Genomic DNA, 23907 nt, shown 5'->3' with positions numbered 1-23907 from the left:
TATCTGCTCGATCTGAGCACCCAATTTCAGCAGCCCCCCTTACCAGGACATCGGTGTTTTCGGTGATTATCCGATTTCGCCCAAGGGTCTGGCTGCGCCCAAAAAACACCGAAATCACCGCTTTCCGGAGTAATGCAATATGGCAAAATCGACCCCAAACGCACCTATAGAACTTGATCTCTCGACCGGCCAATCCGTTACCGTCGAGGGTGTCGCCGCTCTTAGCGGCACCCAATACGTGCGATTTACAAGCAACGAAAAAGCATTTGAAATTCCTCGCCTCTCGTTCGTTGGCGAAAAGTTGAACGTCCGCAAATTGCTTGCCGAGAAGGGTATCGTAATTATCGCCAGCGATGACTGGAACGCCCTGCTTGATGTCGTCAACAAGACTACCCAGTTTCGACAGGAACCTCTGATCGAGAAGCCGGGCTGGACCGAACCCTATTACGCGCTTCCGACCGGAATTGTGCTTCGCCCCAAAGGGGCTCCGAAGGGCACGGCTGTTTTCACTGGTAGGGACCGAAAGGCAGCAAGATCGGGCAGTCCGCTCAAATGGAGAAAAGCGATCCCGGAAGTGTTGACGGGCCAATCGCTTCCGATGGTGGCGATCATGGCTGGCTTTGCCGCGCCACTTCAGCGCTTTGCGGAGACAAACTTAAATGGAGGCATTGAATGTTACGGACCTGGGAACACAGGTAAGACGACGCTATTGACACTCATGGCGTCAATCAGCGGCGATCCCGCTGATATGCCAACATTTCATGCAACCGATTTTGGCCATGAACAGGCGTTTGCCGAGTTCGAAGATCGCATTTTGCCCATTGATGAAGGTAGCATGAGAGCGGATCGAAGCCCGCAATCTACGAAAACCTTCAATTTCAGGATGGCCCACGGAACGCCCAAAGTCAGTGCAATACAGCCTTCTCGTCGGCAACACTCATTCATCTACGCGCTCTCGAGTAATTCGCCTTTCGCCGATGATCTGGCGCAACTCGACCACGATACAGCTGAAGCCGCAATGCAGCGCCTCATCTCGCTAGAGGTGAATGGACCACCACTTGGTGTGCTGGATTTCATCCCTGATGGATTCGCCTCGACTGCTGACGTCATGCAGCACCTCAATCGCTCAGCGCGGCAACAATTTGGTACCGCATTTCCAAAGTTTATCGCTCATATCGTCGATCTTCGTGCGGCCGATGACTATGCCTTCCGCCAGCGGATCCGCGACGGCATCGCAACGTTTGAACAGCGCCTCGGTATGGCTGGCTCAACTGCAGAGAAAAGTCGGATAAGCTCCGCCTTCGGACTTCTGTATGTCGCAGGCATCATAGCTCAGGAAGCCAATGTGCTGCCCGAGGAATGGGATTGCATGTCAGCATGCGTTGCTGCCTTTCAGAATTATCTTTTGCAGCGACCCGCGTTAATGCCGCTACAAGCGCGCCTAAAGTTGGTAGCTGGTCTACACCAAACGCTGGACCTGCGTAACCGGACCGCGCCCAATCTCACCAAGAAGCGCTTTGAGGCGCATGGCGCCTTTCTCAAATCGGGCGTGAAGGGTCGGACAGAATTGCTCCTTACCGATGCCATACAGAAGCGATACTTCCCCGATTTTCGAAAACTCGCCAAATCTGGTCGCTATACCGACCTTATTATTCGCGACAAAGACCGTCTCACCACGCAGCGACAAGTTCGAAAAGGCGCCCGGTACAAGAAGGAGCGGTTCTACTGTTTCGTCCTGCCGCCCGAAGTGGTGCCGCCTGTCGAACCTGCTTCCTCTGCCTGAACATCGCAAAATACTGCCCATTCCGCCATCAGGTCGCGTCGCTTCTCTAGCGCGCGGCCTCGGCGATAGGCTCGCTCAGTCGACGATCCAATCGTATGCGCCAACGCAAGCTCGACAGTCTCGCGATCAAAGGCGGTCTTTTCACCAGCCCAATCGCGGAACGCTGAGCGGAACCCATGCACCGTGATGTCCCCATGCCCCATGCGTTTCAGAAGCTGGAGCATCGACATGTCCGACAGTGCACCCCCGCGCGGAGCGTAGAAGATGATGTCGTCACGCGCATCCTTCTCAGTCGCCACAGCGTTCAGCAAGGTTACTGCCGGATCGCTCAGCGGCACCTGATGCTCGACACCAGCTTTCATGCGAGACGCTGGAACTGTCCAGACCTTAGCATTCAGGTCGACCTCGCCCCATGTCATGCCACGAGTCTCACCGGAGCGTGCAGCCGTCAAAATAGTAAACTCGAGAGCCTTTGCCGCCATAGCATCCCGTGTTCGCAGCTTGGCCATAAACGAAGCCATCTGAGCGAATGGAAGCGCTGGGTGGTGCTTGACGCGCTGTTTGCTATGCGTCGGCAACAACAAGCTTAAGTGACCACGCCCACGAGCCGGATTTTCGCCGCTACGTAAGCCCTTCACTTTCGCGGCATCCAAGATGCGTTCGATACGGCCCCGGACACGGGAAGCGGTCTCAGGCTTGGTTAGCCAGATCGGTTGCAAAACGGCCAGCACTTGATCTGTCGTTATCGCATCGATCGGGACATCGAACAGCGAGGCAGCATAGGTTTTGAGTGTGTTCCTCCACTGCTGGCGGTGTTTGCGATTCTTGAAACCGTCCTCAATGCCGTCGAGGAATTCCATCGCGAACTTTCCGAACGTCACAATCGGTGCAGCTTGTTCAGCCGATGCTTTGCGCGCTTCACGTGGATCACGGCCTTCTAAAATTTCTTGCCGTGCCGCTTCAGCCTTTTCTCGAGCTTTTGCGAGCGACACATCAAGGGCTGAGCCGAGGCCCATCTCCAAGCGCTTCCGATTGAGTGTGCCAATGAAATACCATGATCGTCCGGACTCGCGAATTCTCAAATAAAGACCACCACCATCGGAATATACTCCCGGATCGGTGAAGCTCGCGACCTGCCGAGCAGTAAGCTTGTTACGCGCGCGCGTGACCATTTTTTTACCATAGCCGACCAGTCGAGGTCATCAAGACATAGTTTTAGCCGACTTTGTGAAGCGGTTTGGCGCGTTCTTTGGCGAACCTCGCTGAACGGTGAGCCTAGCGCAGCGCGCTTCTAAACATTGTTTTTCTGAAGTTTTTGAAGTTCGCACCCGTTCGCCATAGTTCATGGGAAATCAGGTGACTGGCGGAGCGGGTGGGATTCGAACCCACGATACGGGGTTACCGTATACACACTTTCCAGGCGTGCGCCTTCGACCACTCGGCCACCGCTCCGCGCCTTGTCGTACTGCCGCTTCGCTACTTGAGCGCGGCCAGCTCTCCAAGAAGGCGCGCCACTAGCTTGGCGGCGCGCCGGGTGCAAGTGCATGGAACACCAATCGCGCACAATATTGGCGCCGAGGGCATAATCCGGTCGCATTTTGACACTATCGAAGTCAGGCCGGAGCTGCGCGGATCAGGCATTCCCTGCGAACTTCGGCGTCAAAGCCCCTCCCCGCCCACAGAAAACGTGTGGAGAGGGGCTTTCTCTTGGGCGCGGTGCTTGGCACATTCACCCTCATGATCCGCTCAAAGATTGCCCTCGCCGCACGCCTCGCCCCTCTGGTCGCCCTGGCTTCGCCCGCGCTCTCGCAGGAGCCGCCCAAGAGCGCGCCCTCGCCGAACGAGATCGTCGATGCCGCCCCGGCCAGCGATTGGGTGAAGATCGCGCCCAGGGATCTTCTGGTGATGACGCTGGCGCCTGCCGCCGACGGATCGACGCGCAAAGTGGTAATCCAGCTGATGCCCGCGCCGTTCAGCCTGGGCTGGGTCGACAATATCCGCACCCTCGCCCGCGACCACTGGTACGACGGGATCGCCGTGGTGCGGGTGCAGGACAATTACGTAGTCCAATGGGGCGATCCCAATGGCGAGGATCCGGCCAAGGCCAAACCGCTGCCCAAGGGGCTCAAGGTGATGAGCGAGGGGGATTATGCGTCACCTGTGCCGCCCCCGTCGGCGAAGTCCCCACGTGCTCCAGCAATCGGCTTCGCACATGTTCTTGATGCCTATGCACCAGCTACTGGCTTCACTCTCACCGGCTGGCCTGTGGGTAGTGATGGCAAGATGTGGTGGCCAGTCCACTGCTACGGCATGGTCGGCGTCGGGCGGAACTATTCACCAGACACCGGTACCGGGGCGGAGCTTTACACCGTGATCGGCACCCCGCCGCGCCATCTCGACCGCAACATCGCGCTGGTCGGGCGGGTGATCGAGGGGATGGAATTTCTCTCCAGCCTGCCGCGCGGGCACGGGCCGCTGGGCTTTTACCAAGACCCGGCCAAGCGCGTGCCGATCCTCTCGGTGCGCCTCGCCAGCGACCTGCCCGCCGCCGAGCAGCCGCACTATGAATACCTCTCCACCGAGAGCCAGGCTTTCGCGAAATACGCCGATGCGCGCGCCAACCGGCGCGATCCGTTCTTCATTCACCCGGCGGGCGGCGCGGATATCTGCAATATCCCGGTGCCGGTGCGACCGGTGCCTGCCGGTTAAAGCTCGACGGTCACACCTGCTCCATCAGCTCGATCCGATTGCCGAACGGATCGGTGGTGTCGCCGCGGATATAGCCGTCGAGCGGCTTGCCCGGACTGAACGGTACGCCCGCCATTTCCAGCTTGCGGCGCACTTCCACCAGATCGTCGACCAGCAAAGCAGGATGCGCTTTGCGGGAGGGAATGTGGCCCTCCTCAACACCCAGATGGACGTGCGCCTGCCCTGCGACAAACCAGCACCCGCCGTTGACCGCCAGATGCGGCGGCTTCTCGATCTCGTCCATCCCCAGCACGCCGATGAAGAAGCGCCGCGCGCGGTCCTCCCCACCATGGGGCATCGCCAGCTGCACATGGTCGATACCGACAACGCCCGCCATCAGATGCGCTCCGCCTGCGCGACCGCATCGCTGGCCCGCAATGCGCTCAGGATACGGTTGAGGTGGGTCACGTCCTGCACGTCGAGATCGATCTCATAAGTGGTAAAGGGATTGTCGAGCTGGGTCTGCTCGAGGCTTTTCACATTGCACAGGTTTTGGGCGAAGATGCTGGCCATTTCCGCTAACGTGCCGGGCCTGTCGTAGAGCGTGACCCGGAGCCGCCCGACCGCACCCGCAGCACGCTTGCCCCAGTTGAGGTCGATCCAGTCGGCATCGATCCCGCTGGCGAGCTCGTGGCAATCGATGGTGTGCACCTCGACCCGCTCGCCTGACCGGCGAGTACCGACGATACGGTCGCCCGGCACCGGGTGGCAGCACGTGGCGAGCGTATAGCCGACGCCCGGCGTCAATCCGCGGATCGAAAGCGTGCTCTGGCTCCAGTCGGGCACCTCGGGAATGTCCGCGGTGCAGCCCGGCACCAGCGCTTCCATCACCTCGCGATCCTCAATCTTGGCCGCGCCGATCGCGTAATAGAGGTCTTCCTCCTCTTCCATATCCAGCCGCTCGAGCGCTGCACCGAGTGCCTTCTTGCCCACTTTGGCGGGCACGCGCGTGACGATCTCGTCGAACAGCTTCTTACCCATGTCGGCAACTTCCGCGCGTTCCTTGAGGCGAACCGCGCGGCGGATCGCAGCACGCGCCTTACCGGTCACGACGTAGCCCAGCCACGACAATTGCGGCTCGGCATCGGAACCCTTGATGATCTCCACCACATCGCCATTGGCGAGCGGTGTGCGCAACGGCACGTGACGCCCGTTGATCTTCGCCCCCACCGTTTGCGCGCCGAGATCGGTGTGCACGGCAAAGGCGAAATCGACCGGGGTTGCCCCCTTGGGCAGCTGGAACAGCGCGCCCTTGGGGGTAAAGGCGAAAATCCGATCCTGATAAATGGCGAGCCGCGTATGTTCGAGCAGTTCCTCGGCATCGTGGCTGGTGTCGACGATCTCGATCAGATCGCGCAACCAGCCGACCTGACCATCGGGCTTGTCACCCTGCTTGTAGGCCCAATGCGCGGCATAGCCGAATTCGTTGAGCCGATGCATTTCGCGGGTGCGTATCTGCACTTCGACGCGCATCGAATTCTCATACATCAACGCAGTGTGGAGCGAGCGATAGCCGTTGGTCTTGGGCGTCGAGATATAGTCCTTGAACCGGCCCGGCAGGAATTGCCATGTCGTGTGGAGCACGCCCATCGCACGGTAGCAATCGGCCTCGTTCTCGGTGATGACGCGGAACGCCATGATGTCGGTCACCTGTTCAAAGCTGACATGCCGTTCGGCCATCTTGCGCCAGATCGAATAGGGATGCTTTTCGCGACCCGACACCTCTACCTTCAAACCCGCCTCGGCCAGTGCCTGCTTGATCGCAAGCGCGATCGCATCGACCTGCCCACCATCCTGCGCGCGCAATTGCTCGAGCCGCTTGGTGATCGTGCGAAAAGCATCGGGCTCGATCTGTTCGAAGGCGAGCAGCTGCATCTCGCGCATATATTCGTACATGCCGACGCGCTCGGCCAGCGGTGCGTAAATCTCCATCGTCTCGCGTGCGATACGCTGGCGCTTTTCGAGCGATTTGATGAAATGCAGCGTGCGCATATTGTGCAAACGGTCGCCAAGCTTGACCAGCAGCACGCGGATATCCTCGCTCATTGCGAGCAGGAACTTGCGCAAATTCTCCGCCGCGCGCTCGTCCTCGGGCATCTGCTCGATCTTGGACAGCTTGGTCACCCCATCGACCAATCGCGCGACATCGGTGCCGAAAATGCTTTCGATATCCTCGATCGTCGCCAGCGTATCCTCGACCGTGTCGTGGAGCAGCGCGGTGGCGATGGTCTCCTGATCCAGTTTCAGATCGGTCATCAGCCCCGCCACCTCTACCGGGTGGCTGAAATAGGGGTCTCCGCTGGCACGGGTCTGCGTGCCGTGTTTCTGGACGGTATAGACGTAGGCACGGTTGAGCATCGCCTCGTCGGCGTCCGGGTCGTATTCCTTGACCCGCTCAACCAGTTCATATTGCCTCAGCATCGCGGCTGTGAATGTGTTGCCCAATGCGCCCTATTGCAACGCAAAAAGCGCCCTCACGTCGATTAGTCCCATGCTGCCTCGGGCGGTAAGCTCATGAGAATGGCATCGACGTTCCCGCCGGTCTTCAGACCAAACAGCGTGCCGCGGTCGTAGACCAGGTTGAATTCGGCATATCGACCGCGCCATTCAAGCTGCTCGCGCTTGTCAGCCTGGGACCACTCCGCGTTCATCCGGCGGCGCACGATTGCGGGAAACGCGTCGAGGAATGCTTCTCCCACATCGCGGGTGAAGGCGAAATTGCGCTCGAAAGCAGCTTCATCGGGGCATTCGAGGTGATCGTAGAAGATGCCCCCGACCCCGCGATGTACGCCGCGATGGGGGATGTAGAAATACTCCTCCGCCCATTTGCTGAAGCGTTCGTAATAGGTCGGGTTGTGCGCGGCGCAGGCAGCGCGCAAGCGCGCGTGGAATTGCTCGGTGTCCTCGGCATAGGGGATCGGCGGGTTGAGATCCGCCCCGCCACCGAACCACGCCTTGCCCGTCACCAGGAAGCGCGTGTTCATGTGGACTGCCGGGACATGCGGGTTGGCCATATGCGCAACAAGGCTGATCCCCGTGGCGGTAAATCCCGGATTCTCGGCACTTGCACCGTTGATCGAGGCGGCGAAATCGGGAGCGAAATTGCCATGGACGGTGGATACGTTGACCCCGACCTTCTCGAACACATGGCCCTTCATCAGCCCGCGCGTGCCGCCACCGGGATTGTCGTTGCCCTGCTCCTCGCGCGACCATGGCGTGTAGTTGAAGCGCGCATCCGAACCTGCCTCATGCTCGATTGCCTCGAATGCGGCGCAAATACGGTCGCGCAAAGCCTCGAACCACTGTTGCGCCTGTTCGGTCTTCTTGCTCCGTCCGGTCATGTCATTCCCCTTGCCAAGCGCGGTCGGCTACGGCAAGAGCATAGGCATGGTTCCCCTTTCGTTCGCAAACCGGCAATGGCACCTCACCCAGAGCGGCGCGCTGTTCTGGCCGGACGAGAACGCCCTGCTGGTGGCCGATCTCCACCTCGAGAAGGCGAGCTATTTCGCGCAGCATGGGCAGATGATCCCCCCGTATGACAGCCGCGAAACACTCCAGCGCCTTGCCGTTGCTCTGCGCGCTACCGGTGCTCGCCGGGTCATTACGCTGGGCGACAATTTTCACGATTCGCGCGGTATCGAACGGATGGAGCCCGAGGCGCGCGGAATGCTCGCGGCGCTGACCAAGGCCTTCGACTGGATCTGGATTACTGGCAATCACGATGCGACAATGGAAGCCCGCTGCGGCGGCACTTTGGCGGAGGAACTGGAACTGGGCGGCATGATCCTGCGCCACCAGGCCCGCCCTGGCGAAACCCGGCCCGAACTGTCGGGGCATTTCCATCCCAAGCTCAGTCTGTCGGTCCAGAAACGGCGGATCAAGCGGCCTTGCGGGGTGATCGGGAGCGATGGCGAGCGCGGGGGACGGATGATTCTGCCTGCGTTCGGCGCCTTTACCGGCGGTATGAACGCTGCCGATCCCGCGATCCTCGAAGCGTTGCAACCAGCTCGTGCCATCGACGCGGTGGTCGCCACCGGACAACGTATTGCCACCTTCCCGCTTTGGCGAGACGCGGCCTGAAGGCCACAAGCCAGCGCCTTTTGTGCCCCTGATTGCGTGTTCCCCCTTCCGTTTACGGGGAACAATGCCTATCTGCTCGCTTTGAATCTACGAAAATCAACTACAGGAGAAAGCCCCATAGCCCGTCCACCCCGTCGTTCGCTGCAGCCGCCAGTCAAGAGCGGCCCGCGCTTCGACCAATTCATCCAGTCGCCCAAAGTCCGCGTGATCGATCACGAGGGGGAAAATCTGGGCGTGATGTACACCCGCGAAGCAATCGAGCAGGCTGCCGATCTCGGCCTCAACCTCGTCGAAGTTTCGCCCAATGCCGATCCGCCGGTGTGCAAGTTCCTCGATGTCGGCAAGTACCGCTACGAAGCCCAGAAAAAGGCCAATGCGGCGCGCAAGACACAAAAGACGCAGGACATCAAGGAAATCAAGATGCGTCCTAACATCGACGATCACGATTACGATGTGAAGATGCGCAGCATGAACAAGTTCATCGAGAATGGCGACAAGGTGAAGGTCACCCTGCGCTTCCGTGGACGCGAGATGGCACACCAGCAACTCGGAATGGACTTGCTCAAGCGGGTTCAGGAAGATGTTGCAGAAGTCGCCAAGGTCGAAGCGTTCCCGCGCCTCGAAGGGCGCCAGATGCTGATGGTGCTGTCACCCAAATAAGTCGCGATCATCCCGATCCGGGGAACGCGCTAGGCGCTTCCCCGGTTTAGGGGGCATGACTCGACACCCGATCCTAATGATGTTCGCTGGTGCGACCGCCTTGGCTGTGTGCTCGTGCAGCGCACCGGGGCGCCATCAAAAGACCGCAACCCCGACCCCTTCTGCCACCGCCAGCCCGAGCACTGCGGCTGCGGGCTCGACAGGGAGTGTCGACACCGCCGAAGTTCCGTCTTCGAAAATTGTACCCATGATCTCGCCGGTCGCCAGCCCCGATGGCGTCAACGATGGCTATCCCGATCTGACCCCCGCTCCGCTGACACCGGAAGCGGAGCGAACGGTCAAGGGTGCGCGCAATGTTCTGGTCTCGTTTGCTCGGGCGATCGAGCTGAAAGAATTCGACCAGGCCTGGAACATGCTCGACCCAGCAGCGAAACAGCGTATGAGCAAGGCTGATTTCAACAAGATTTTCACCGGACTCGATCACATCAGCGTGGCTGTACCGGGCGGGCAGATGGAAGGCGCGGCAGGCTCGTCCTACTACACCAGCCAGGCGACCATTACCGCCAAGGATACGGGCGGTCGCCCGGTTCGGATCGAAGGGCCGATTACCGTCCGCCGCGTCAATGACGTGCCTGGGGCCACGCCCTACCAATTGCACTGGCATATCGAGCAACTCAAACTCGACTGGACCCATTGAGCGACACCGCAAAGCCTGAAAGCACAGGGGTGATCCTGCGTGCGCTGATTGCCAATCTCGGCATCGCCGCGGCCAAGCTGATCGCCGCTGCCATGACCGGCAGCTCGGCGATGCTGACCGAGGGCGTCCATTCGCTCATCGACAGCTGCAACCAGCTGCTGCTCTGGTACGGCGAGAAGCGCGCCGCGAAGCCACCCGACGCGCTGCACCCGATGGGGTACCAGCGCGAGCTCTATTTCTGGTCGGTCGTCGTCGCCATGCTGATATTCGGCCTCGGGGCAGGCTTTTCCGCCTACGAGGGCGTGGTCCACATCAATCACCCCGAACCGACGCGCCAGCCGATTATCGCCTTCGGAGTGCTCGCTGTCGCTTTTGCTCTGGAAGGCTGGTCTCTGCGCGCCGCCTATCGCTCGTTCAACGCACAGCGCAACGCGGGCGACAGTTTCTGGCAAGGCATCCGGGATACTAAGGACACCACCACACTGGTCGTTCTGCTGGAAGATTCGGCGGCGGTATCGGGCGTGCTGGTGGCCGCGCTCGGTATTGGCCTGGAATTGGCGACAGGCAATGCGGTCTGGGACGGCATCGCCTCGCTTGGCATTGCCGCCCTACTCGCTTTCGTAGCGATCACGCTGCTGCGCGAAGCGAAGGGTCTGCTGATCGGCGAGAGCGCGGATCCCAAAGTGGTCAAAGCTATTCGCAGTGAGGTCATAACCGCTCAGGGTGTGGTTGCGGTAGAAGATGTGATGACAATCCATCTCGCCCCGCGGCACGTGGTGGTGATCGTCGATGTCAATTACGCCAACAACTTGCGGGTCGTTGAGATGGAACGGTTGATCGGCTCGCTCGAAACCCGGCTGCGAGCCACCTTCCCGACCATCGACCGCATCTATCTTCGCCCGGTGGGCGGCGGGGCGCCTGACCCTGCAGCAGGCTGAAGCTTTACCGCAAGCCGCTTTGCTTGCTAGCACGGGCACAGGGACAGGCTTGGGGGAGGCTTGCACAGAGTCATGAACGCAAGACGGATCGGGCTGATCGTGGGCATTATCGCCTTGCTTGCGAGTGTTTTTCTGCCCTTACCGCAGGGTTTGCCACGCGGCGGCATGGTCACCGCCGGATTGGTCGTGTTGATGGCGGCATGGTGGATGACCGAGGCATTGCCGCTTACCGCTACCGCGCTAATGCCCTTTCTGGCCTTGCCTTTCGCTGGTGTGATGGACGCCAAAGCGACGGCCAGTGCCTATTATTCGCCAATCCTGTTCCTGATCCTGGGGGGGGCCTTCATCGCCTTGGCGATCGAGCGCACCGGCCTGCATCGGCGGCTGGCTGTCGGACTTCTGCGCACTGTGGGCACCAACACCGGGCAAAGCGGTGTGCTGTTCGCCTTCATGGTCACCGCCGCGATCCTGTCGATGCTGATCTCCAACACTTCGACCGCACTGATCATGATGCCTATGGCGCTGGCGGTGCTGCGCGGCGGCGGATCGGGCGACGACGACCAACGTGGGCTGGCCGCTGCACTGCCGATGGGAATCGCTTTTGCCGCCAGCATTGGCGGGCTCGGCACTCTGGTCGGTACACCTACCAATGCGATTGCGGTGGGAATCCTTGAAAAGCTCACCGGTGATCGGGTGACTTTCGCGCAATGGGCGCTTTACGGACTGCCGGTTGTGATCCTTGGCGTACCACTCGCCGCACTGATCGTGGCGCGGGTCCAGCAGGTTGCAGCTCACCCGTTCGACTTAGCGGCAGCCCGCAAGGCCATCGACACCCATGCCGAGTGGAACGTGCCCGAGCGGAGGCTGGTGCCGCTGATAGCGATTACCTTTCTCGCATGGATGGCGCAGCCGCTGCTGGCTCCGCTGCTACCGGCAGGATCTCTGACCGATGGCACCATTGCCATCGCTGCGGGGATCGCGCTGTTTCTGCTGCCCGACGGCACTGGACGGCCGATGCTGGTGTGGGAAGAAGCCGATCGTGCGCCCTGGGGGATCATCATGATGTTCGGCGGTGGTCTGGCTCTGGCAGCAGGTATGCAAAGCAGCGGCCTTGCCGATTGGTTGGGACAGATTCTCCTGCCGCTCGCCAACCTGCCCCTCGTGGTGCTGGCGCTAGCCGTGGTGGCGATGATTATCGTCATCACCGAATTCGCAAGCAATGTCGCCACAGCCAGCGCGGTGGTGCCAGTAATTGCCAGCCTTGCCGTTGCGCTCAGGATCGATCCGCTGCTGCTGGCGATGCCTGCCGCGCTCGCGTCAAGCTGGGGCTTCATGCTGCCCGCCGGGACCGGGCCAAACGCAATTGCCTATTCCACCGGGCGCATCAAAGTGTCGCGCATGGTGCGCGCCGGAATCGGACTCGATATTGTAGGTGCATTCCTGCTGGTAGGTGTGGTCTGGGCGATCCATTCAGTAAGCTGACCGTCGTTTCCTACCCGCACTATCCGGCCTAGCGCGACAACATGCTCCTGTGCCTTGTGCTCCCGACCCTCTCGAATCCGGGCCGTTCGCGACCGGGCGGTTTTTTCTGGCCAGGACTGTGTTCCATGTGTTCCATGTTGTCGGATCGCGCATGCTTGAATCCAACGCGCGCCGGATATATTCGCGGCTGTAATCGCGCTGCCCGGCGGAGAAGCGTTCCTGCGGAGGTTAGGAACGGGTGCCCCGGCCCCGCCAGACCAGCCCCCGCCTTCCTGGGGGCGTTGTTCACAGGAAGGATGCAGCCGCCATGGCCGCTCACGAAATCGATCCCACCACTCCCCGCAAGACACCCCATGCCGAGCCCAAGACCATCGGCGGACGCGAGTTGAAGCCAGCCACTCTGATGATGGGTCACGGCTATGATCCGGTTCTGTCGGAAGGCAGCCTCAAGCCGCCGATCTTCCTCACAAGCACTTTCGCCTTCCCCAGCGCGGCGGACGGCAAGCGCCATTTCGAAGGCATCACGGGCAAGCGCCCCGGCGGCGCCGATGGCCTCGTCTATTCGCGCTTCAACGCACCCAATCAGGAAATCCTCGAGGATCGCCTGTCGATCTGGGACGGCGCGGAAGATGCGCTGAGTTTCTCCAGCGGAATGACCGCGATCTGCGTGCTGATGCTGGCCTATGCAAGCCAGGGCGATGTGATCGTCCACTCCGGGCCGCTCTACGCTGCATCGGAAGGTTTCGTCGCCAAGGTTCTGGCGAAATTCGGCGTGACCTATGTCGACTTTCCTGCCGGTGCGACCCGTGAAAAGCTCGACGAAATACTGGCCAAGGCCAAGCAGCAGGCGAGCGATCAGGACGGCAAGGTCTGCATGGTCTATCTCGAAAGTCCGGGCAATCCTACCAACGCGCTGGTCGACGTCGAGGCGGTACGCGATGCGCGCGACGCAGCCGGTCTCGACTGCCCGATCGCGATCGACAACACTTTCCTCGGCCCGCTTTGGCAGCGCCCGCTCGATCAGGGCGCGGACATCGTGGTCTATTCGCTGACCAAATACGTCGGCGGTCACTCGGACCTCGTGGCGGGCAGCATTGCCGGGGCAAAGAAGTGGATGGACCCGGTGCGGGCGCTTCGCAATACCATGGGCGGTATCTGCGATCCCAACACCGCATGGATGCTGATGCGTTCATTGGAAACCGTGGAGCTGCGGATGCAGCGCGCGGGCGAGAACGCCGCCAAAGTGTGCGATTACCTGTCCAAGCATCCCAAGGTTGAAGGCCTCGGCTACCTTGGCATGATCAAGGATGCACGCCAGCAGGACATTTATGACCGGCATTGCCTTGGTGCAGGTTCGACCTTCTCATTGCTGCTGAAGGGCGGCGAGGCGGAATGCTTCCGCTTCCTCGATAGCCTCAAGATCGCCAAGCTTGCGGTAAGCCTGGGCGGAACAGAGACGCTTGCGAGCCACCCGGCAAGCATGACCCACCTCTCCGTGCCCGAAGGCCGCCGCGGGGAACTGGGCATTTCGGACAATCTGGTGCGGATCAGCATCGGGATCGAGGATGCCGACGACCTGATCGCCGACTTCGAGCAGGCGCTGGAGCAGGTCTGACACGGATCGGCTTCCTTGCCTGTGCCGAAACGCTGCCCGCTCATGCGGGCGGGACGGGGAAGCGGCGCGGCGATGCCTTCGAGCACGATCTCGAAGTCGCCGCGCTGCGCCCGGCCTTCGCGGATGCCGGGCTGGAGCTGGTCGAAATCGACTGGCGCGCACCGCTCGAAACGTTTGACGGGCTGGCACTGGTCATGCTTGGAACGCCCTGGGATTATCAGGATCGCGCTGCGGAGTTCCTGACCCGGCTGAATGAGCTCGACGGGCGCGGGATCATCGTCTGCAATGCGCCGCAGATGGTTCGTTGGAACATCGACAAACGCTACCTCAAGCAGCTTGCCGAAGCAGATGCTGCGATAGTTCCGACACTGTGGCACGATAATCCAGACCGTGAAGTTGTGCTCGGTGCAATGGAGCATTTCGAATGCGAACGCGTGGTGGTCAAACGCCAAATTGGTGCGGGTGCGCTCGGCCAGCACAGTTTCACACATGCCGTGCCGCCGGATGCAGATTGGTGCATGGGCCGCGCGGCGATGATTCAGCCATTCCTTCCTGCCATCGTCGAGGACGGCGAATACAGCTTCATCTTCATCGATGGCGCTTTCTCGCATGGCGTACGCAAACGACCGGCGACTGGCGATTATCGCATCCAGTCACTGTTCGGTGGCAGGGAGGAAGCGTTCATGCCCTCTCCGACCGACCTTGCCCAAGCGCAAGACGTGCTCGCCTCCATGCCCGCCACCGACTTGCTTTATGCCCGCATCGACATGGTTCGCCTGAGCGATGAGCGGCTGGCCGTGATGGAAGCGGAATTGGTCGAACCCTACCTTTATCCCGAACAAGGTCCAGAATTCGGCGAAAGGATAGCGCGCGCTATCCTCCGACGCCTCTAATGCTTGATCCACTCCTTCGCTTCATCCAGTTCTGCCAGCGCGAAGATACGCATCTCGCCTGGTAGAAGCGGCGCGAACATACGTGTCGCGAGCCGCATCCAGCCGATATCGGTCACCAGCGCCATTCGCCTGAAGCTCTTCCAGTGGTCCAAACCAAGACGCATATCACTCAGCGCCGCATCGGCGGTGTAAGAGATGTAGTCGCCATCCATCATCACCAGTACTTTGAGCTTGTCGTGACGTTCGAGTTTCTTCTCAATTAGAGGCACCAAGGTCTCTCGATAGTCATCGGCGGTGATGATACCCTTGATCTTCAAGGCGATGACATCGTCCGGCCATTCTCCCGGCAGCAGGGCGAACTCTCCGGGGTCGTCGCCCTGCTTGCCCAGCCAAGCGATGGCCATGTCGTATTTGTCCTCCGGGAAATGCCGAACCTTGGCCGATACGAACCGGTCGACCAGCGGCGGTAGCATTTCAAGCAATCCGATATCACCAACAAGGGCGATCTTGCCGATTACTTTCTGATGCGCCCGGATGAAATCGAGGTGACGCTGAAGCGCAGCGAGGCTCGCCCAATGAGGGATGCCCTGCGGATGGATCAGTAGATGGGGAACGATGTCGTGGCTGTTGATGTGGCCGTTGATCGCATCCGTTAGGCGCTGAAAATCCGCGACATCGAGGGCTCCTTGTGGGCGAATCACCGCAAGATTGGGATTAGGGAAATTTACCGTAATCATGGCCGGTCTCCGCTGTGTCTGTATTCTTGAAGACTAGCAGACGTGAAATGCGCTTCCTTGCGCCAGATCAATTTGGACGCTTCAGATCAGCCGCGCCATTCGCGCCGCTCCTCGGCTTGCTTGAGCACTTCATAGGCGACGCTGAAAGACTGGAACTGGCGTGCCGCATCTTCATCGCCCGGCTTCACATCAGGGTGGACTTCCTTGGCTTTCTCGCGCCATGCCTTCTTCACTGCGACAAAATCGGCATCTGCCTCCAGTCCCAGCAGTTCGAGTGCGCGCATCTCGTCTGCGGAACGCGAGCCGTCTCCCGATCCAGTCCAGCCATAATGCTGTGCCTCAGCATACCCGGCATTTTCGGCACGTTCACTTTTGGCGCGGGCTTCTTTCTCAGCCTTGTCGAGACCTTCGAAATAATCCCACTTCGAATTATATTCTGCGGCATGCTTCTGGCAGAAATACCACCGGTCCGGGCTGTTGGGTGCCTTGGGTGCGGGGCAATCGCCGGGCTCATCGCAACCGTGCCGATCGCACAGGCGGACCGTTGTCGCCTCACGCGCAGACCCGTAGCCCCGCCAGCGAGGGAAACCCCAGTCGTTTGAGCGTCGCGGTTTAGGCATGAGGACGAATCGAAGCGGTCACTGGCAACAAAGTAGGATGGCAGGTCAACAGTGCAAGGCGCGTTGCAGCGGTTGGACAGTCAATACCGCCGACCGGTCCGGGAATCCCCGAACCGGTGGCACAGTTTTCAAGTTAGTTGATTATGACGGTCGCGTCGCGGCGGTTCTTTGCCCAATCTTCGGGAGTGGAGCCAAGCGCCACCGGGCGTTCCTTGCCATAGCTGACCGTGCGGATGCGGTCTGGCGAGATGCCCAAGCTGACAAGATAATTTTTCGCAGCATTCGCACGGCGCTCGCCCAACGCGAGGTTGTACTCACGCGTACCGCGCTCGTCGCAATTGCCCTCGATGGTGAAGTTGAGGTTCGGGTGCTGCTGGAAATAGGCTGCCTGCAATTTGAGCTTGGCGGCATCGGTGCTGTCGATGTCCGACTTGTCGGTGTCGAAATAGACCACAGTGTTGTCGAGCCCGATGGCGTTATCGAAATGCTCTTGTGTGCCCACAGCCGGACCGGATGGCGGAGGCGGCGGCGTGGGAGTTTCTGTAGCGGGCTGCTCAGGCGGTGGCGGCAGTTCCTGTGGAGCCTTCTTGGCGCAGGAAGCAAGGGCCAGCGTGCTCACGGCAAGTGCAGTGGCGGCAAAACGCATTTTCATCATTCATCCTCCTTAGGCGGAATTACAGATCGCAGTTCCGGGCAACCCTGCCCTACTAATTCACTTATGGCAGAATCGGTCCCCAGGCGGGATCGGACGCGTCGACCGGCGTCTTGATCTCGCGCAAGTTCTTGCCGGTCAGATCGACCTGCCAGATATGCGCGTCACCGCTGCCCCGCGCAGTGCGGAAGAACTGGATGATCCGGCCGTTGGGAGCCCAGGTCGGTCCTTCGTCCTGCCAGCCTCGCGTGAGGTCGTGCATGTCGCGCCCACTCGGCGTCATCACAGCGATATGGAAATCGCCTACGATATGGGTGAAAGCGATCTGGTCGCCCCGCGGGCTCCACTCGGGCGTTGCGCAGCGGCCGGAAAAGAAGCTGATGCGGTGCTGGTTCGATCCATCGGCGTTCATGACATAGCATTGCTGCGCGCCGGAACGATCGCTTTCGAACACGATCTGCTTGCCGTCGGGGGAATAAGACCCGGCGATGTCGATCCCCGGCGTATCGGTCAGTCGCGTGCTAGGCCCTCCCTGCGCGCTGACGCGATATATGTCGGTGTTTCCGCCGATCGCCATGGAATAGATTATCCACTTGCCGTCCGGGCTCCAGCGCGGCGCGAAGGTCGGATTGTGGCTTTTGGTGATCAGCCGCTGAGTTCCCGTCCCGACATTGTAGACATAGATGCGCGGATTGCCGTCGATATAGGACAGGTACACCAGCTCGCGGTAATCGGGCGAATAGCGCGGGGTCAGCGCGGTTGCGCGACCGGTAGTAATGAAACGCACGTTGGCGCCATCGGAATCCATGATCGCGAGCCGCTTGATCCGATGGTTCTTGGGTCCGGTCTCGGCGATATAGGCGATCTTGCTGTCGAAGAACGGGCTTTCGCCGGACAGGCGCGAATAGACCATATCTGAGCATTTGTGCGCTGCGCGGCGCCAGTCCTGCGGCGGTACGATCCAGCCCTTGCGTTCGAGCTGGGTCTTGAGGCCCATGTCGTAGAGATAGCAACCGACGATGAGATTGCCGTCGCTGCGCGCTCGGACGTAGCCTTCGACCAGCATATCCGCGCCGCGGTTGGACCAGGTGGCCCAGTTGGGCGAGGTGATCTCGCCATAGCTGGGCTGTGGCAGGCTGTCCGGCCCGGTCGGCTTGAACAGCCCGTTGTTCTTCAGATCGGACGTGATGACTCGCGCCAGTTCCTTGCCCAGCGCGGCGGTCCCCTGCGCGTTGGCCGGAGTGGGAACATTTGCGTCCGTCGCAAAGCCAGGAATGGCGATGCCCAGATCGTCCAACTTGCCTTCATAGGAGACGCTGCCGGTCAGGCCTTGATCGGCCTGATCGGTCTGGCCATCGCTCTGGACCGTATCGGTTTGCGGCGGCTTCTGGCCGAGGTCCTGATTCTGCGCGGCAAGCGGCGTAATCGCAACGAGGAGCGCGGTAGCGGAGATGATATATTTCATTGGGCCAACCTATAGTCGAAACTGAATGTCACTGTCTTCCACACGTCGTAATATTTATCAGGCAGGTTGAACGGCGCGGCAAGTTGGACAGCGCGGATGGCTAGTTCAGCGTGGCGCCCTGCCTGAGTGCGATTGATTGGGGTAACGCCCGTTTGGCGAACCAATTGCGGACGACCTGCAAGGCTGCCGTCCTTGTTCAACTGAAAGCGGATATAGCTAGTAACCTTGTCGATATCGGGACCATCAGGCGGCGTCCAATGCGGTTTGATTTGGCGGGCGACTGCTTGACGCAAGGATGCCGACACGCCCGGCCCCGCCTCACTCGCCGCAGCGCGCGTTTCATCGGTCTTGGTGCTGGAGCCAAGACCAGCGAGAAAATTGTCGCCCAAGAGCGATCCGCCCTGCTTCTTCTTGGGCTGCGGCGGGGCGGGCTTGGGCTTTTCCTTCGCCGCGGGAGGTTGCGGGCGCGGCTGCGGCACGGGCTTATCCTGAGGCTTGCTGACCTCTGCAGGCTTGGGCTCGATTTGAGGTGCGGGATTTGTCTCCGGCGAAAGTTCAGGAGCAATCGCGGCACGGCTCTCGGGCACCGGCTGCGGCGCGCTGGCGCTCATCGCGACATTGTCGACCAGGCTCACCGTCATGCGCTGGACCGGCTCGATCTCGGCCCGGTGGCGCGACTGGATCAGGAACGCGGCGACGATGCCGAGGTGCAGCGCAACCGCCACCCCCAGCCCGATCCGTTCTTCCCTGCGCAGATGTGCCAAAGCCATCGCCATGGAGCTATGGAGCCGCCGATGAACCGTTGGTGACCAGCGAAATGCGGTTGAGACCGGCGCGGTTCAGCTCTCCCATCACCTGCATCACCCGCTCATAGGGAAGGCTGCGGTCGGCGCGCAGGGTGATGTCCGGCCCTTTGCCCGCACGCGGCAGCGTTGCCAGTGCGCTTTCCAGCCCGCCCTGCGGCACTGGGCGCTCGTCGATGAAGACTGCACCCTGCCCATCGATGCTGATCGTCACCGCCTGGTTTTCGCTGTCGAGCGGGTTTGCGCGGCTGTCGGGCAGGTCGATCGGCACCGCAGCGGTCATAAGCGGCGCCGTGACCATGAAGATGATCAGCAGCACCAGCATCACGTCGACCAGCGGAGTGACGTTGATCTCCGCCATCGGCGCGCGGCGCGAACGCCGCCCGCGCCGTCCGCCGCCCGACGATGCCAGACCCATCGCCATCTCAGCGCGTCTCCAACTGGCGACTGAGCCCCGCATGAAGCCGGTCTGCGAAGCGTTGCAGGCGGCCTTCGTAGCGGTTTACCCGATGGCTGAAGCGGTTGTAGGCGATGACGGCCGGAATGGCCGCGAACAGGCCGATCGCCGTGGCGAACAATGCCTCGGAAATGCCCGGAGCGACGACCGACAGCGAGGAACTTGCCTGACTGCCGATCTGGAAGAAGCTGTTCATGATCCCCCAGACGGTGCCGAACAGGCCGACGAAAGGCGCGACCGACCCGACCGTGGCGAGAAAGTTGAGGCGGTCGGCAAGCTCGTCCGCTTCGTTTGCGACCTGGCTGTCCATAGCCGTGGCGACGCGCTGGCGCGCGCCCTCTCGGTCCTTGACCCCATCCTTGGTCGACCGGCGCCATTCGGTGACCCCGGCATTGGCAACGCGCGCGGGCGGCAGGTCGGCGCGTCCGCGTTCGGACATGAAGCGGTCGAAATTGTCCGCCTGCCAGAACTCCTCTTCGTAAGCGCGGGTTTTCGACCCGAGCCGACCCATGCGCAGCCAGAAGCCGACGATGATCGTCCAGGTCCACAGCGAGGCAAGCAACAGGCCCAGCATCACAAGTTTTACGACGATATCCGCATCGAGAAACAGGCGCACCGGGTTGAGCCGGGTCGGTGCCTCTGCGGCTGCGGTCGCGGCCAGAAGGACGAGATCACTCATGTGGTTTTGCTGACTCCCATGAACTCAGAAAAGGCCTTGTGCCAGGTGGCGGACATCCGGCGCGGACGCCCTGCCGGATCGATAAAACCGACGCGAAGCCGCGCCTCGACCAGCAATTCGTCCCCGCGCCGGGCGAACTGATGCATCCTGCATGATGCCGCTCGTATATCGGTGCAGAGCGTTTCGATAACGATGTCGTCGTCCAAACGTGCCGGACGACGGAATTCCAACTCCATCCCGGCAACCGCGAAGGCGCCCTCGCCCGCTTCGATCGCGGCGCGCTGGTCGACCCCGATCATCCGCACGAGGTCGGAGCGGGCACGCTCGAACCAGCGCAGGTAATTGGCGTGATAGACGATCCCCGACAGGTCCGTGTCCTCGTAATATGCGCGCACCGCAAAGAAGTGGCGGGAGCCTTCGATCAGGCCGCCTTGTGGTTGCAGGAGAGGTCGCGGTTGGGTCATGAACGGGCGCTGATCTAAATGACAGCTAACGCGTTGCCTAGGGGGCACGGACGAGGCGATTCCTCGCAGCGATGAACGGAAAAAAACAGCTCAGCGCGCGATCATCGGCCCCAGCGGCTGACCGCCGAAGATGTGGACGTGCAGATGGGCCACTTCCTGCCCACCATGCTCGCCGACATTGGCGAGCAGGCGATACCCTGGCTCGACCAGACCCTTCGCCCGCGCAACCTCGCCCACAGCACGCACGAATCCGCCGATTTCCGCATCCGAGGCGCGCGCGGAGAAATCGTCCCAGCTGACATACGCGCCTTTGGGGATAACCAACGTGTGCACCGCTGCCTGCGGATTGATATCCTCGAAGGCCAGAGCCCAATCATCCTCGTAGACCTTGGTGCAGGGGATCTCCCCACGCAGGATCTTTGCAAAGATATTGTCCGGGTCATAACGCTGGGTTGGATCGATCGGCATGAGTTCAGCTCCTCTGCGCTTTTTCTTCCAGCCCCGATGTGCCCTCGCGCCGTTCCAGCTCGGCCATGACGCGCTCGAGCGTGACGCCTTTAGCGGCGAGCAGGACGGTGAGGTGGAACAAAACATCGGCGGCTTCACCCACCAGCTCCTCTTCGCTGCCCGAAAGTGCGGCGATCACCGTTTCGACTGCTTCTTCGCCCAGCTTGCGGGCCATGACCGGCAGGCCGCGCGCGTTCAATTGCGCGACATAGCTCGACGAAGGATCGGCAGAGAGGCGCTGGCGCACCGTAGCTTCGAGGCGGGTGAGTGTATCCATCGGCGCCCCTGTAACCGGCTCAGACGCGCGCGGGAAGGCCCGCCTCGCGCAGCGCGGCGTGGGCTTCGGCTATCGAATGCTGGCCGAAATGGAAGATCGAAGCGGCGAGCACGGCGTCGGCATGGCCCTGCGTGACGCCCGCCACCAGATGTTCGAGCGAGCCAACCCCGCCGCTGGCGATCACCGGCACGCTCACCGCATCGGCGATCGCGCGGGTAAGTTCGAGGTCGTAGCCGTCCTTGGTCCCGTCGGCGTCCATCGAGGTGACAAGCAATTCGCCCGCGCCCAGTTCCGCCAGCCGCACGGCATGGGCGACCGCATCGATCCCGGTGGGATTGCGCCCGCCGTGGGTAAAGACTTCCCAGCCGCGCATCTCCCCGCTGGTCGATGCGCGCGCATCGACACTGGCGACAACGCATTGGCTGCCGAAGCGGTCGGCAATTTCGCCCACCAGTTCGGGCCGCGCGACAGCGGCAGAATTGACCGCGATCTTGTCCGCGCCGGCGAGGAGCAATGCGCGCGCATCTTCGACGCTGCGCACCCCACCGCCCACGGTCAGCGGCATGAAGCAGACTTCCGCGGTGCGCCGGACGATGTCGAGCAGCGTCCCGCGCCCCTCGTGACTGGCGGAAATGTCGAGAAAGCACAGCTCGTCCGCCCCGGCACGGTCATAGGCCCGCGCCTGCTCCACCGGATCGCCTGCGTCGATCAGATCGACAAAATTGACCCCCTTGACCACGCGCCCGTCGGCAACGTCCAGACACGGGATGACGCGAATGCGGACGGTCATGCCCAAAATCTTTTAATCAAAAACTGAACCACAAGATACATACCATAAGAGAAGGCTAGGAAATTGATAATACTAGCTATCCAAAATGCCCGCGAGTTCTCCTGCTTAATATAGTCGCTGTAAATAAGGCTCGCCCGTCCATTTGCGAAGTTTTTAGCAGCAATTGCACCGAAAACCGGCACCAGAAACGTCAGAATCCACATATCGGTCATGCCCGCCCCGCCATCGCCAGCGCCGCGCCAAGATCCAGCCGTCCATCATACAGCGCACGTCCTGTAATCACGCCCTCAATCCCCTCGCGTGCGTGCAACGCGAGGATATGAATGTCGTCGAGCCCCTTCACCCCGCCGCTGGCGATCACCGGGATATCGACGCGTCGGGCGAGGTCGAGCGTCGCGTCGATATTCACGCCCTTGAGCATCCCGTCGCGCCCGATGTCGGTAAACAGCAGCGATGCGACGCCTGCATCCTCGAACCGCCGGGCAAGGTCATGCACCGGCACATCGCTGACCTCGGCCCAGCCTTCGGTCGCGACCATCCCGTCGCGCGCGTCCACCGCGACCACGATCCCGCCTTCGAACTCGCGCGCCATGTCGCGCACGAATTGCGGGTCTTTCAGCGCCGCCGAGCCCATCACGATCCGCGCCACGCCAAGGTCGAACCAGCCTTCCACGGCCTCGCGCGTGCGGATACCGCCGCCGAGTTGCACATAGCCCGGAAAGGCATCGATAATTGCCTCGACCGCCTCGCGGTTCTCGGCCCGGCCCGCGAAGGAACCGTCAAGGTCAACCACGTGCAGGTGCTGCGACCCGGCCTCGGCAAAAATCATCGCCTGCGCCGCCGGGTCTTCACCATAAATCGTCGCACGGTCCATATCGCCTTCGGCAAGGCGCACGACCTTGCCTTGCTTGAGGTCAATGGCTGGGAAAACGATCATGGTTTCCACTCCAGAAACCGTTCAAGCAGAGCCAGCCCAAACGTCTGGCTCTTCTCGGGATGATATTGCACGCCAAGCATATTGTCGCGCCCGATCGCCGCGACCAGCCCACCGCCATGGTCGGTCATCGCCAGCACATCTTCATGATATCGCGGCTTGAAGTGATAGGAGTGGAGGAAATAGGCCTCACCTTCCTCGATCACCGGGTGGTTGCGCGCATGGGGCACTAGCGCGACATCGTTCCAGCCCATATGCGGCACTTTCACCGTGCGGTCGGTCGGCTCGATCAGCCGCACCGTTCCGCCGATCCAGCCGAGCCCCGACGTCTCGCCATGCTCAAGCCCGCGATCGGCGAGCAATTGCATCCCGACGCAAATGCCGAGAAAGGGTGCGCCGCCAACGAACACCCGCTCGCGCATCGCCTCGACCGCACCGCTGACCGCGTGCAGCCCTTCGGCACACGCCTTGAACGAACCGACACCCGGCAGGACGATCCGGTCCGCCGCGCGGATCACCTCCGGTTTGCAGGTGACGATGACCGAGGCACCGGCCTTGCGCAGCGCGTTCTCCACCGAATGGAGATTGCCCGCGCCGTAGTCGATCAGGGCCAGCGTTTCCGCCAT

28 protein-coding genes and 1 tRNA gene are annotated in these 23907 nt (G+C 61.3%); 9 read left to right on the top strand and 20 right to left on the bottom strand.

Annotated features, from left to right (window positions below; genetic code table 11):
* Positions 1 to 139 precede the first annotated feature (139 nt).
* Positions 140 to 1783, top strand: a complete 1644-nt coding sequence (locus GRI58_RS13440; RefSeq protein ID WP_160754115.1) for a DUF927 domain-containing protein — start codon at positions 140 to 142, stop codon at positions 1781 to 1783.
* On the opposite strand, the gene GRI58_RS13435 is transcribed toward GRI58_RS13440, so the two are convergent.
* Together GRI58_RS13435 and GRI58_RS13430 are read right to left on the bottom strand one after the other, a co-directional pair.
* Positions 1723 to 2955, bottom strand: a complete 1233-nt coding sequence (locus GRI58_RS13435) for a tyrosine-type recombinase/integrase (protein ID WP_160754114.1) — start codon at positions 2953 to 2955, stop codon at positions 1723 to 1725. The genes GRI58_RS13440 and GRI58_RS13435 overlap by 61 nt on opposite strands.
* A gap of 189 nt (positions 2956 to 3144) precedes the next feature.
* Positions 3145 to 3235 (bottom strand) — tRNA-Ser (locus GRI58_RS13430).
* Positions 3236 to 3520: 285 nt separating this feature from the next.
* On the opposite strand from GRI58_RS13430, the gene GRI58_RS13425 reads away from it, so the two are divergent.
* Entirely contained in the window at positions 3521 to 4492 is a 972-nt protein-coding gene (locus GRI58_RS13425; RefSeq protein WP_160754113.1) for a peptidylprolyl isomerase, read from the top strand.
* Positions 4493 to 4502: 10 nt separating this feature from the next.
* Here the strand turns inward: GRI58_RS13425 and GRI58_RS13420 are convergent, their stop codons facing one another.
* The 3 genes from GRI58_RS13420 to hemF form a co-directional block, all read right to left on the bottom strand.
* A complete protein-coding gene (locus GRI58_RS13420; protein WP_160754112.1) occupies positions 4503 to 4868 on the bottom strand; it encodes a VOC family protein in 366 nt (121 codons plus the stop codon).
* Positions 4868 to 6952, bottom strand: a complete 2085-nt coding sequence (locus tag GRI58_RS13415; protein WP_160754111.1) for a RelA/SpoT family protein — start codon at positions 6950 to 6952, stop codon at positions 4868 to 4870. The genes GRI58_RS13420 and GRI58_RS13415 overlap by 1 nt, the downstream gene beginning before the upstream one ends.
* A 62-nt stretch (positions 6953 to 7014) precedes the next feature.
* On the bottom strand, positions 7015 to 7872 hold the full coding sequence (gene hemF, locus GRI58_RS13410; RefSeq protein WP_160754110.1) for an oxygen-dependent coproporphyrinogen oxidase: 858 nt from the start codon (positions 7870 to 7872) through the stop codon (positions 7015 to 7017).
* A 46-nt stretch (positions 7873 to 7918) separates the two neighbouring features.
* On the opposite strand from hemF, the gene pdeM reads away from it, so the two are divergent.
* From pdeM to GRI58_RS13380, 6 genes are all read left to right on the top strand, one after another.
* Entirely contained in the window at positions 7919 to 8611 is a 693-nt protein-coding gene (pdeM, locus tag GRI58_RS13405; protein ID WP_160754109.1) for a ligase-associated DNA damage response endonuclease PdeM, read from the top strand.
* A gap of 141 nt (positions 8612 to 8752) precedes the next feature.
* Positions 8753 to 9271: a translation initiation factor IF-3 gene (gene infC, locus GRI58_RS13400; RefSeq protein ID WP_202386978.1), complete on the top strand. Its 519-nt coding sequence runs from the start codon at positions 8753 to 8755 to the stop codon at positions 9269 to 9271.
* Positions 9272 to 9518: 247 nt separating this feature from the next.
* Positions 9519 to 9968 carry a hypothetical protein gene (locus GRI58_RS13395; RefSeq protein ID WP_160754108.1) on the top strand — a complete coding sequence of 150 codons (450 nt, stop codon included), beginning with the start codon at positions 9519 to 9521 and terminating at the stop codon, positions 9966 to 9968.
* Complete coding sequence (locus GRI58_RS13390) at positions 9965 to 10906, top strand: cation diffusion facilitator family transporter (RefSeq protein ID WP_160754107.1); 942 nt, start codon at positions 9965 to 9967, stop codon at positions 10904 to 10906. Before GRI58_RS13395 ends, GRI58_RS13390 begins: the two co-directional genes overlap by 4 nt.
* Positions 10907 to 10978: 72 nt before the next feature.
* Positions 10979 to 12388, top strand: a complete 1410-nt coding sequence (locus tag GRI58_RS13385) for an SLC13 family permease (RefSeq protein WP_160754106.1) — start codon at positions 10979 to 10981, stop codon at positions 12386 to 12388.
* Positions 12389 to 12695: 307 nt separating this feature from the next.
* On the top strand, positions 12696 to 14003 hold the full coding sequence (locus GRI58_RS13380; protein WP_160754105.1) for a cystathionine gamma-synthase family protein: 1308 nt from the start codon (positions 12696 to 12698) through the stop codon (positions 14001 to 14003).
* A gap of 40 nt (positions 14004 to 14043) precedes the next feature.
* Here the strand turns inward: GRI58_RS13380 and GRI58_RS13375 are convergent, their stop codons facing one another.
* On the bottom strand, positions 14044 to 14199 hold the full coding sequence (locus GRI58_RS13375) for a hypothetical protein (RefSeq protein WP_160754104.1): 156 nt from the start codon (positions 14197 to 14199) through the stop codon (positions 14044 to 14046).
* On the opposite strand from GRI58_RS13375, the gene GRI58_RS13370 reads away from it, so the two are divergent.
* On the top strand, positions 14198 to 14896 hold the full coding sequence (locus GRI58_RS13370) for an ATP-grasp domain-containing protein (RefSeq protein ID WP_160754103.1): 699 nt from the start codon (positions 14198 to 14200) through the stop codon (positions 14894 to 14896). The two genes, GRI58_RS13375 and GRI58_RS13370, sit on opposite strands and share 2 nt — an antisense overlap.
* Here the strand turns inward: GRI58_RS13370 and GRI58_RS13365 are convergent.
* The 14 genes from GRI58_RS13365 to hisH form a co-directional block, all read right to left on the bottom strand.
* Positions 14893 to 15633 (bottom strand): SpoIIAA family protein, encoded by a 741-nt coding sequence (locus tag GRI58_RS13365; RefSeq protein ID WP_160754102.1) that lies wholly within the window; start codon positions 15631 to 15633, stop codon positions 14893 to 14895. The two genes, GRI58_RS13370 and GRI58_RS13365, sit on opposite strands and share 4 nt — an antisense overlap.
* 86 nt (positions 15634 to 15719) lie before the next feature.
* A complete protein-coding gene (locus tag GRI58_RS13360; protein WP_160754101.1) occupies positions 15720 to 16253 on the bottom strand; it encodes a J domain-containing protein in 534 nt (177 codons plus the stop codon).
* Between the two features lie 133 nt (positions 16254 to 16386).
* Positions 16387 to 16905, bottom strand: coding sequence for a peptidoglycan-associated lipoprotein Pal (gene pal / locus GRI58_RS13355; RefSeq protein WP_160754133.1), 519 nt, complete (start codon positions 16903 to 16905; stop codon positions 16387 to 16389).
* A gap of 64 nt (positions 16906 to 16969) precedes the next feature.
* The gene (tolB, locus tag GRI58_RS13350; protein ID WP_160754100.1) at positions 16970 to 18370 is read right to left on the bottom strand and encodes a Tol-Pal system beta propeller repeat protein TolB; all 1401 of its coding nucleotides are present in this window, start codon (positions 18368 to 18370) and stop codon (positions 16970 to 16972) included.
* Positions 18367 to 19146: an energy transducer TonB gene (locus tag GRI58_RS13345; protein WP_237452312.1), complete on the bottom strand. Its 780-nt coding sequence runs from the start codon at positions 19144 to 19146 to the stop codon at positions 18367 to 18369. The genes tolB and GRI58_RS13345 overlap by 4 nt, the downstream gene beginning before the upstream one ends.
* Before the next feature lie 4 nt (positions 19147 to 19150).
* Entirely contained in the window at positions 19151 to 19597 is a 447-nt protein-coding gene (locus tag GRI58_RS13340) for an ExbD/TolR family protein (protein ID WP_160754099.1), read from the bottom strand.
* A 1-nt stretch (position 19598) separates the two neighbouring features.
* Entirely contained in the window at positions 19599 to 20309 is a 711-nt protein-coding gene (tolQ, locus tag GRI58_RS13335) for a protein TolQ (protein ID WP_160754098.1), read from the bottom strand.
* On the bottom strand, positions 20306 to 20773 hold the full coding sequence (locus GRI58_RS13330) for a YbgC/FadM family acyl-CoA thioesterase (protein ID WP_160754097.1): 468 nt from the start codon (positions 20771 to 20773) through the stop codon (positions 20306 to 20308). The genes tolQ and GRI58_RS13330 overlap by 4 nt, the downstream gene beginning before the upstream one ends.
* 90 nt (positions 20774 to 20863) lie before the next feature.
* Positions 20864 to 21241, bottom strand: coding sequence for a histidine triad nucleotide-binding protein (locus tag GRI58_RS13325; RefSeq protein ID WP_160754096.1), 378 nt, complete (start codon positions 21239 to 21241; stop codon positions 20864 to 20866).
* Between the two features lie 4 nt (positions 21242 to 21245).
* A complete protein-coding gene (locus tag GRI58_RS13320; protein WP_160754095.1) occupies positions 21246 to 21557 on the bottom strand; it encodes a phosphoribosyl-ATP diphosphatase in 312 nt (103 codons plus the stop codon).
* A 19-nt stretch (positions 21558 to 21576) separates the two neighbouring features.
* Positions 21577 to 22347: an imidazole glycerol phosphate synthase subunit HisF gene (hisF, locus tag GRI58_RS13315; RefSeq protein ID WP_160754094.1), complete on the bottom strand. Its 771-nt coding sequence runs from the start codon at positions 22345 to 22347 to the stop codon at positions 21577 to 21579.
* Positions 22344 to 22559 carry a hypothetical protein gene (locus GRI58_RS13310; protein WP_160754093.1) on the bottom strand — a complete coding sequence of 72 codons (216 nt, stop codon included), beginning with the start codon at positions 22557 to 22559 and terminating at the stop codon, positions 22344 to 22346. Before GRI58_RS13310 ends, hisF begins: the two co-directional genes overlap by 4 nt.
* Complete coding sequence (hisA, locus tag GRI58_RS13305; protein ID WP_160754092.1) at positions 22556 to 23284, bottom strand: 1-(5-phosphoribosyl)-5-[(5-phosphoribosylamino)methylideneamino]imidazole-4-carboxamide isomerase; 729 nt, start codon at positions 23282 to 23284, stop codon at positions 22556 to 22558. Before hisA ends, GRI58_RS13310 begins: the two co-directional genes overlap by 4 nt.
* On the bottom strand, positions 23281 to 23907 hold the full coding sequence (gene hisH / locus GRI58_RS13300) for an imidazole glycerol phosphate synthase subunit HisH (RefSeq protein ID WP_160754091.1): 627 nt from the start codon (positions 23905 to 23907) through the stop codon (positions 23281 to 23283). The genes hisA and hisH overlap by 4 nt, the downstream gene beginning before the upstream one ends.

Origin of the sequence: Qipengyuania algicida, from assembly GCF_009828025.1 — a bacterium.
GTDB lineage: Bacteria > Pseudomonadota > Alphaproteobacteria > Sphingomonadales > Sphingomonadaceae > Qipengyuania > Qipengyuania algicida.
This window is presented reverse-complemented; position numbering and strand designations above follow the sequence as displayed.

Bases quoted from the DNA above. Each gene is read 5' to 3' on its own strand.
- GRI58_RS13440 (WP_160754115.1), top strand. From the start codon at position 140: ATGGCAAAATCGACCCCAAACGCACCTATAGAACTTGATCTCTCGACC.
- GRI58_RS13435 (WP_160754114.1), bottom strand. From the start codon at position 2,955: ATGGTCACGCGCGCGCGTAACAAGCTTACTGCTCGGCAGGTCGCGAGC.
- GRI58_RS13425 (WP_160754113.1), top strand. From the start codon at position 3,521: ATGATCCGCTCAAAGATTGCCCTCGCCGCACGCCTCGCCCCTCTGGTC.
- GRI58_RS13420 (WP_160754112.1), bottom strand. From the start codon at position 4,868: ATGGCGGGCGTTGTCGGTATCGACCATGTGCAGCTGGCGATGCCCCAT.
- GRI58_RS13415 (WP_160754111.1), bottom strand. From the start codon at position 6,952: ATGCTGAGGCAATATGAACTGGTTGAGCGGGTCAAGGAATACGACCCG.
- hemF (WP_160754110.1), bottom strand. From the start codon at position 7,872: ATGACCGGACGGAGCAAGAAGACCGAACAGGCGCAACAGTGGTTCGAG.
- pdeM (WP_160754109.1), top strand. From the start codon at position 7,919: ATGGTTCCCCTTTCGTTCGCAAACCGGCAATGGCACCTCACCCAGAGC.
- GRI58_RS13395 (WP_160754108.1), top strand. From the start codon at position 9,519: ATGATCTCGCCGGTCGCCAGCCCCGATGGCGTCAACGATGGCTATCCC.
- GRI58_RS13385 (WP_160754106.1), top strand. From the start codon at position 10,979: ATGAACGCAAGACGGATCGGGCTGATCGTGGGCATTATCGCCTTGCTT.
- GRI58_RS13380 (WP_160754105.1), top strand. From the start codon at position 12,696: ATGGCCGCTCACGAAATCGATCCCACCACTCCCCGCAAGACACCCCAT.
- GRI58_RS13370 (WP_160754103.1), top strand. From the start codon at position 14,198: ATGCTTGGAACGCCCTGGGATTATCAGGATCGCGCTGCGGAGTTCCTG.
- GRI58_RS13375 (WP_160754104.1), bottom strand. From the start codon at position 14,199: ATGACCAGTGCCAGCCCGTCAAACGTTTCGAGCGGTGCGCGCCAGTCG.
- GRI58_RS13365 (WP_160754102.1), bottom strand. From the start codon at position 15,633: ATGATTACGGTAAATTTCCCTAATCCCAATCTTGCGGTGATTCGCCCA.
- GRI58_RS13360 (WP_160754101.1), bottom strand. From the start codon at position 16,253: ATGCCTAAACCGCGACGCTCAAACGACTGGGGTTTCCCTCGCTGGCGG.
- pal (WP_160754133.1), bottom strand. From the start codon at position 16,905: ATGAAAATGCGTTTTGCCGCCACTGCACTTGCCGTGAGCACGCTGGCC.
- tolB (WP_160754100.1), bottom strand. From the start codon at position 18,370: ATGAAATATATCATCTCCGCTACCGCGCTCCTCGTTGCGATTACGCCG.
- GRI58_RS13345 (WP_237452312.1), bottom strand. From the start codon at position 19,146: ATGGCGATGGCTTTGGCACATCTGCGCAGGGAAGAACGGATCGGGCTG.
- GRI58_RS13340 (WP_160754099.1), bottom strand. From the start codon at position 19,597: ATGGCGATGGGTCTGGCATCGTCGGGCGGCGGACGGCGCGGGCGGCGT.
- tolQ (WP_160754098.1), bottom strand. From the start codon at position 20,309: ATGAGTGATCTCGTCCTTCTGGCCGCGACCGCAGCCGCAGAGGCACCG.
- GRI58_RS13330 (WP_160754097.1), bottom strand. From the start codon at position 20,773: ATGACCCAACCGCGACCTCTCCTGCAACCACAAGGCGGCCTGATCGAA.
- GRI58_RS13325 (WP_160754096.1), bottom strand. From the start codon at position 21,241: ATGCCGATCGATCCAACCCAGCGTTATGACCCGGACAATATCTTTGCA.
- GRI58_RS13320 (WP_160754095.1), bottom strand. From the start codon at position 21,557: ATGGATACACTCACCCGCCTCGAAGCTACGGTGCGCCAGCGCCTCTCT.
- hisF (WP_160754094.1), bottom strand. From the start codon at position 22,347: ATGACCGTCCGCATTCGCGTCATCCCGTGTCTGGACGTTGCCGACGGG.
- GRI58_RS13310 (WP_160754093.1), bottom strand. From the start codon at position 22,559: ATGACCGATATGTGGATTCTGACGTTTCTGGTGCCGGTTTTCGGTGCA.
- hisA (WP_160754092.1), bottom strand. From the start codon at position 23,284: ATGATCGTTTTCCCAGCCATTGACCTCAAGCAAGGCAAGGTCGTGCGC.
- hisH (WP_160754091.1), bottom strand. From the start codon at position 23,907: ATGGCGGAAACGCTGGCCCTGATCGACTACGGCGCGGGCAATCTCCAT.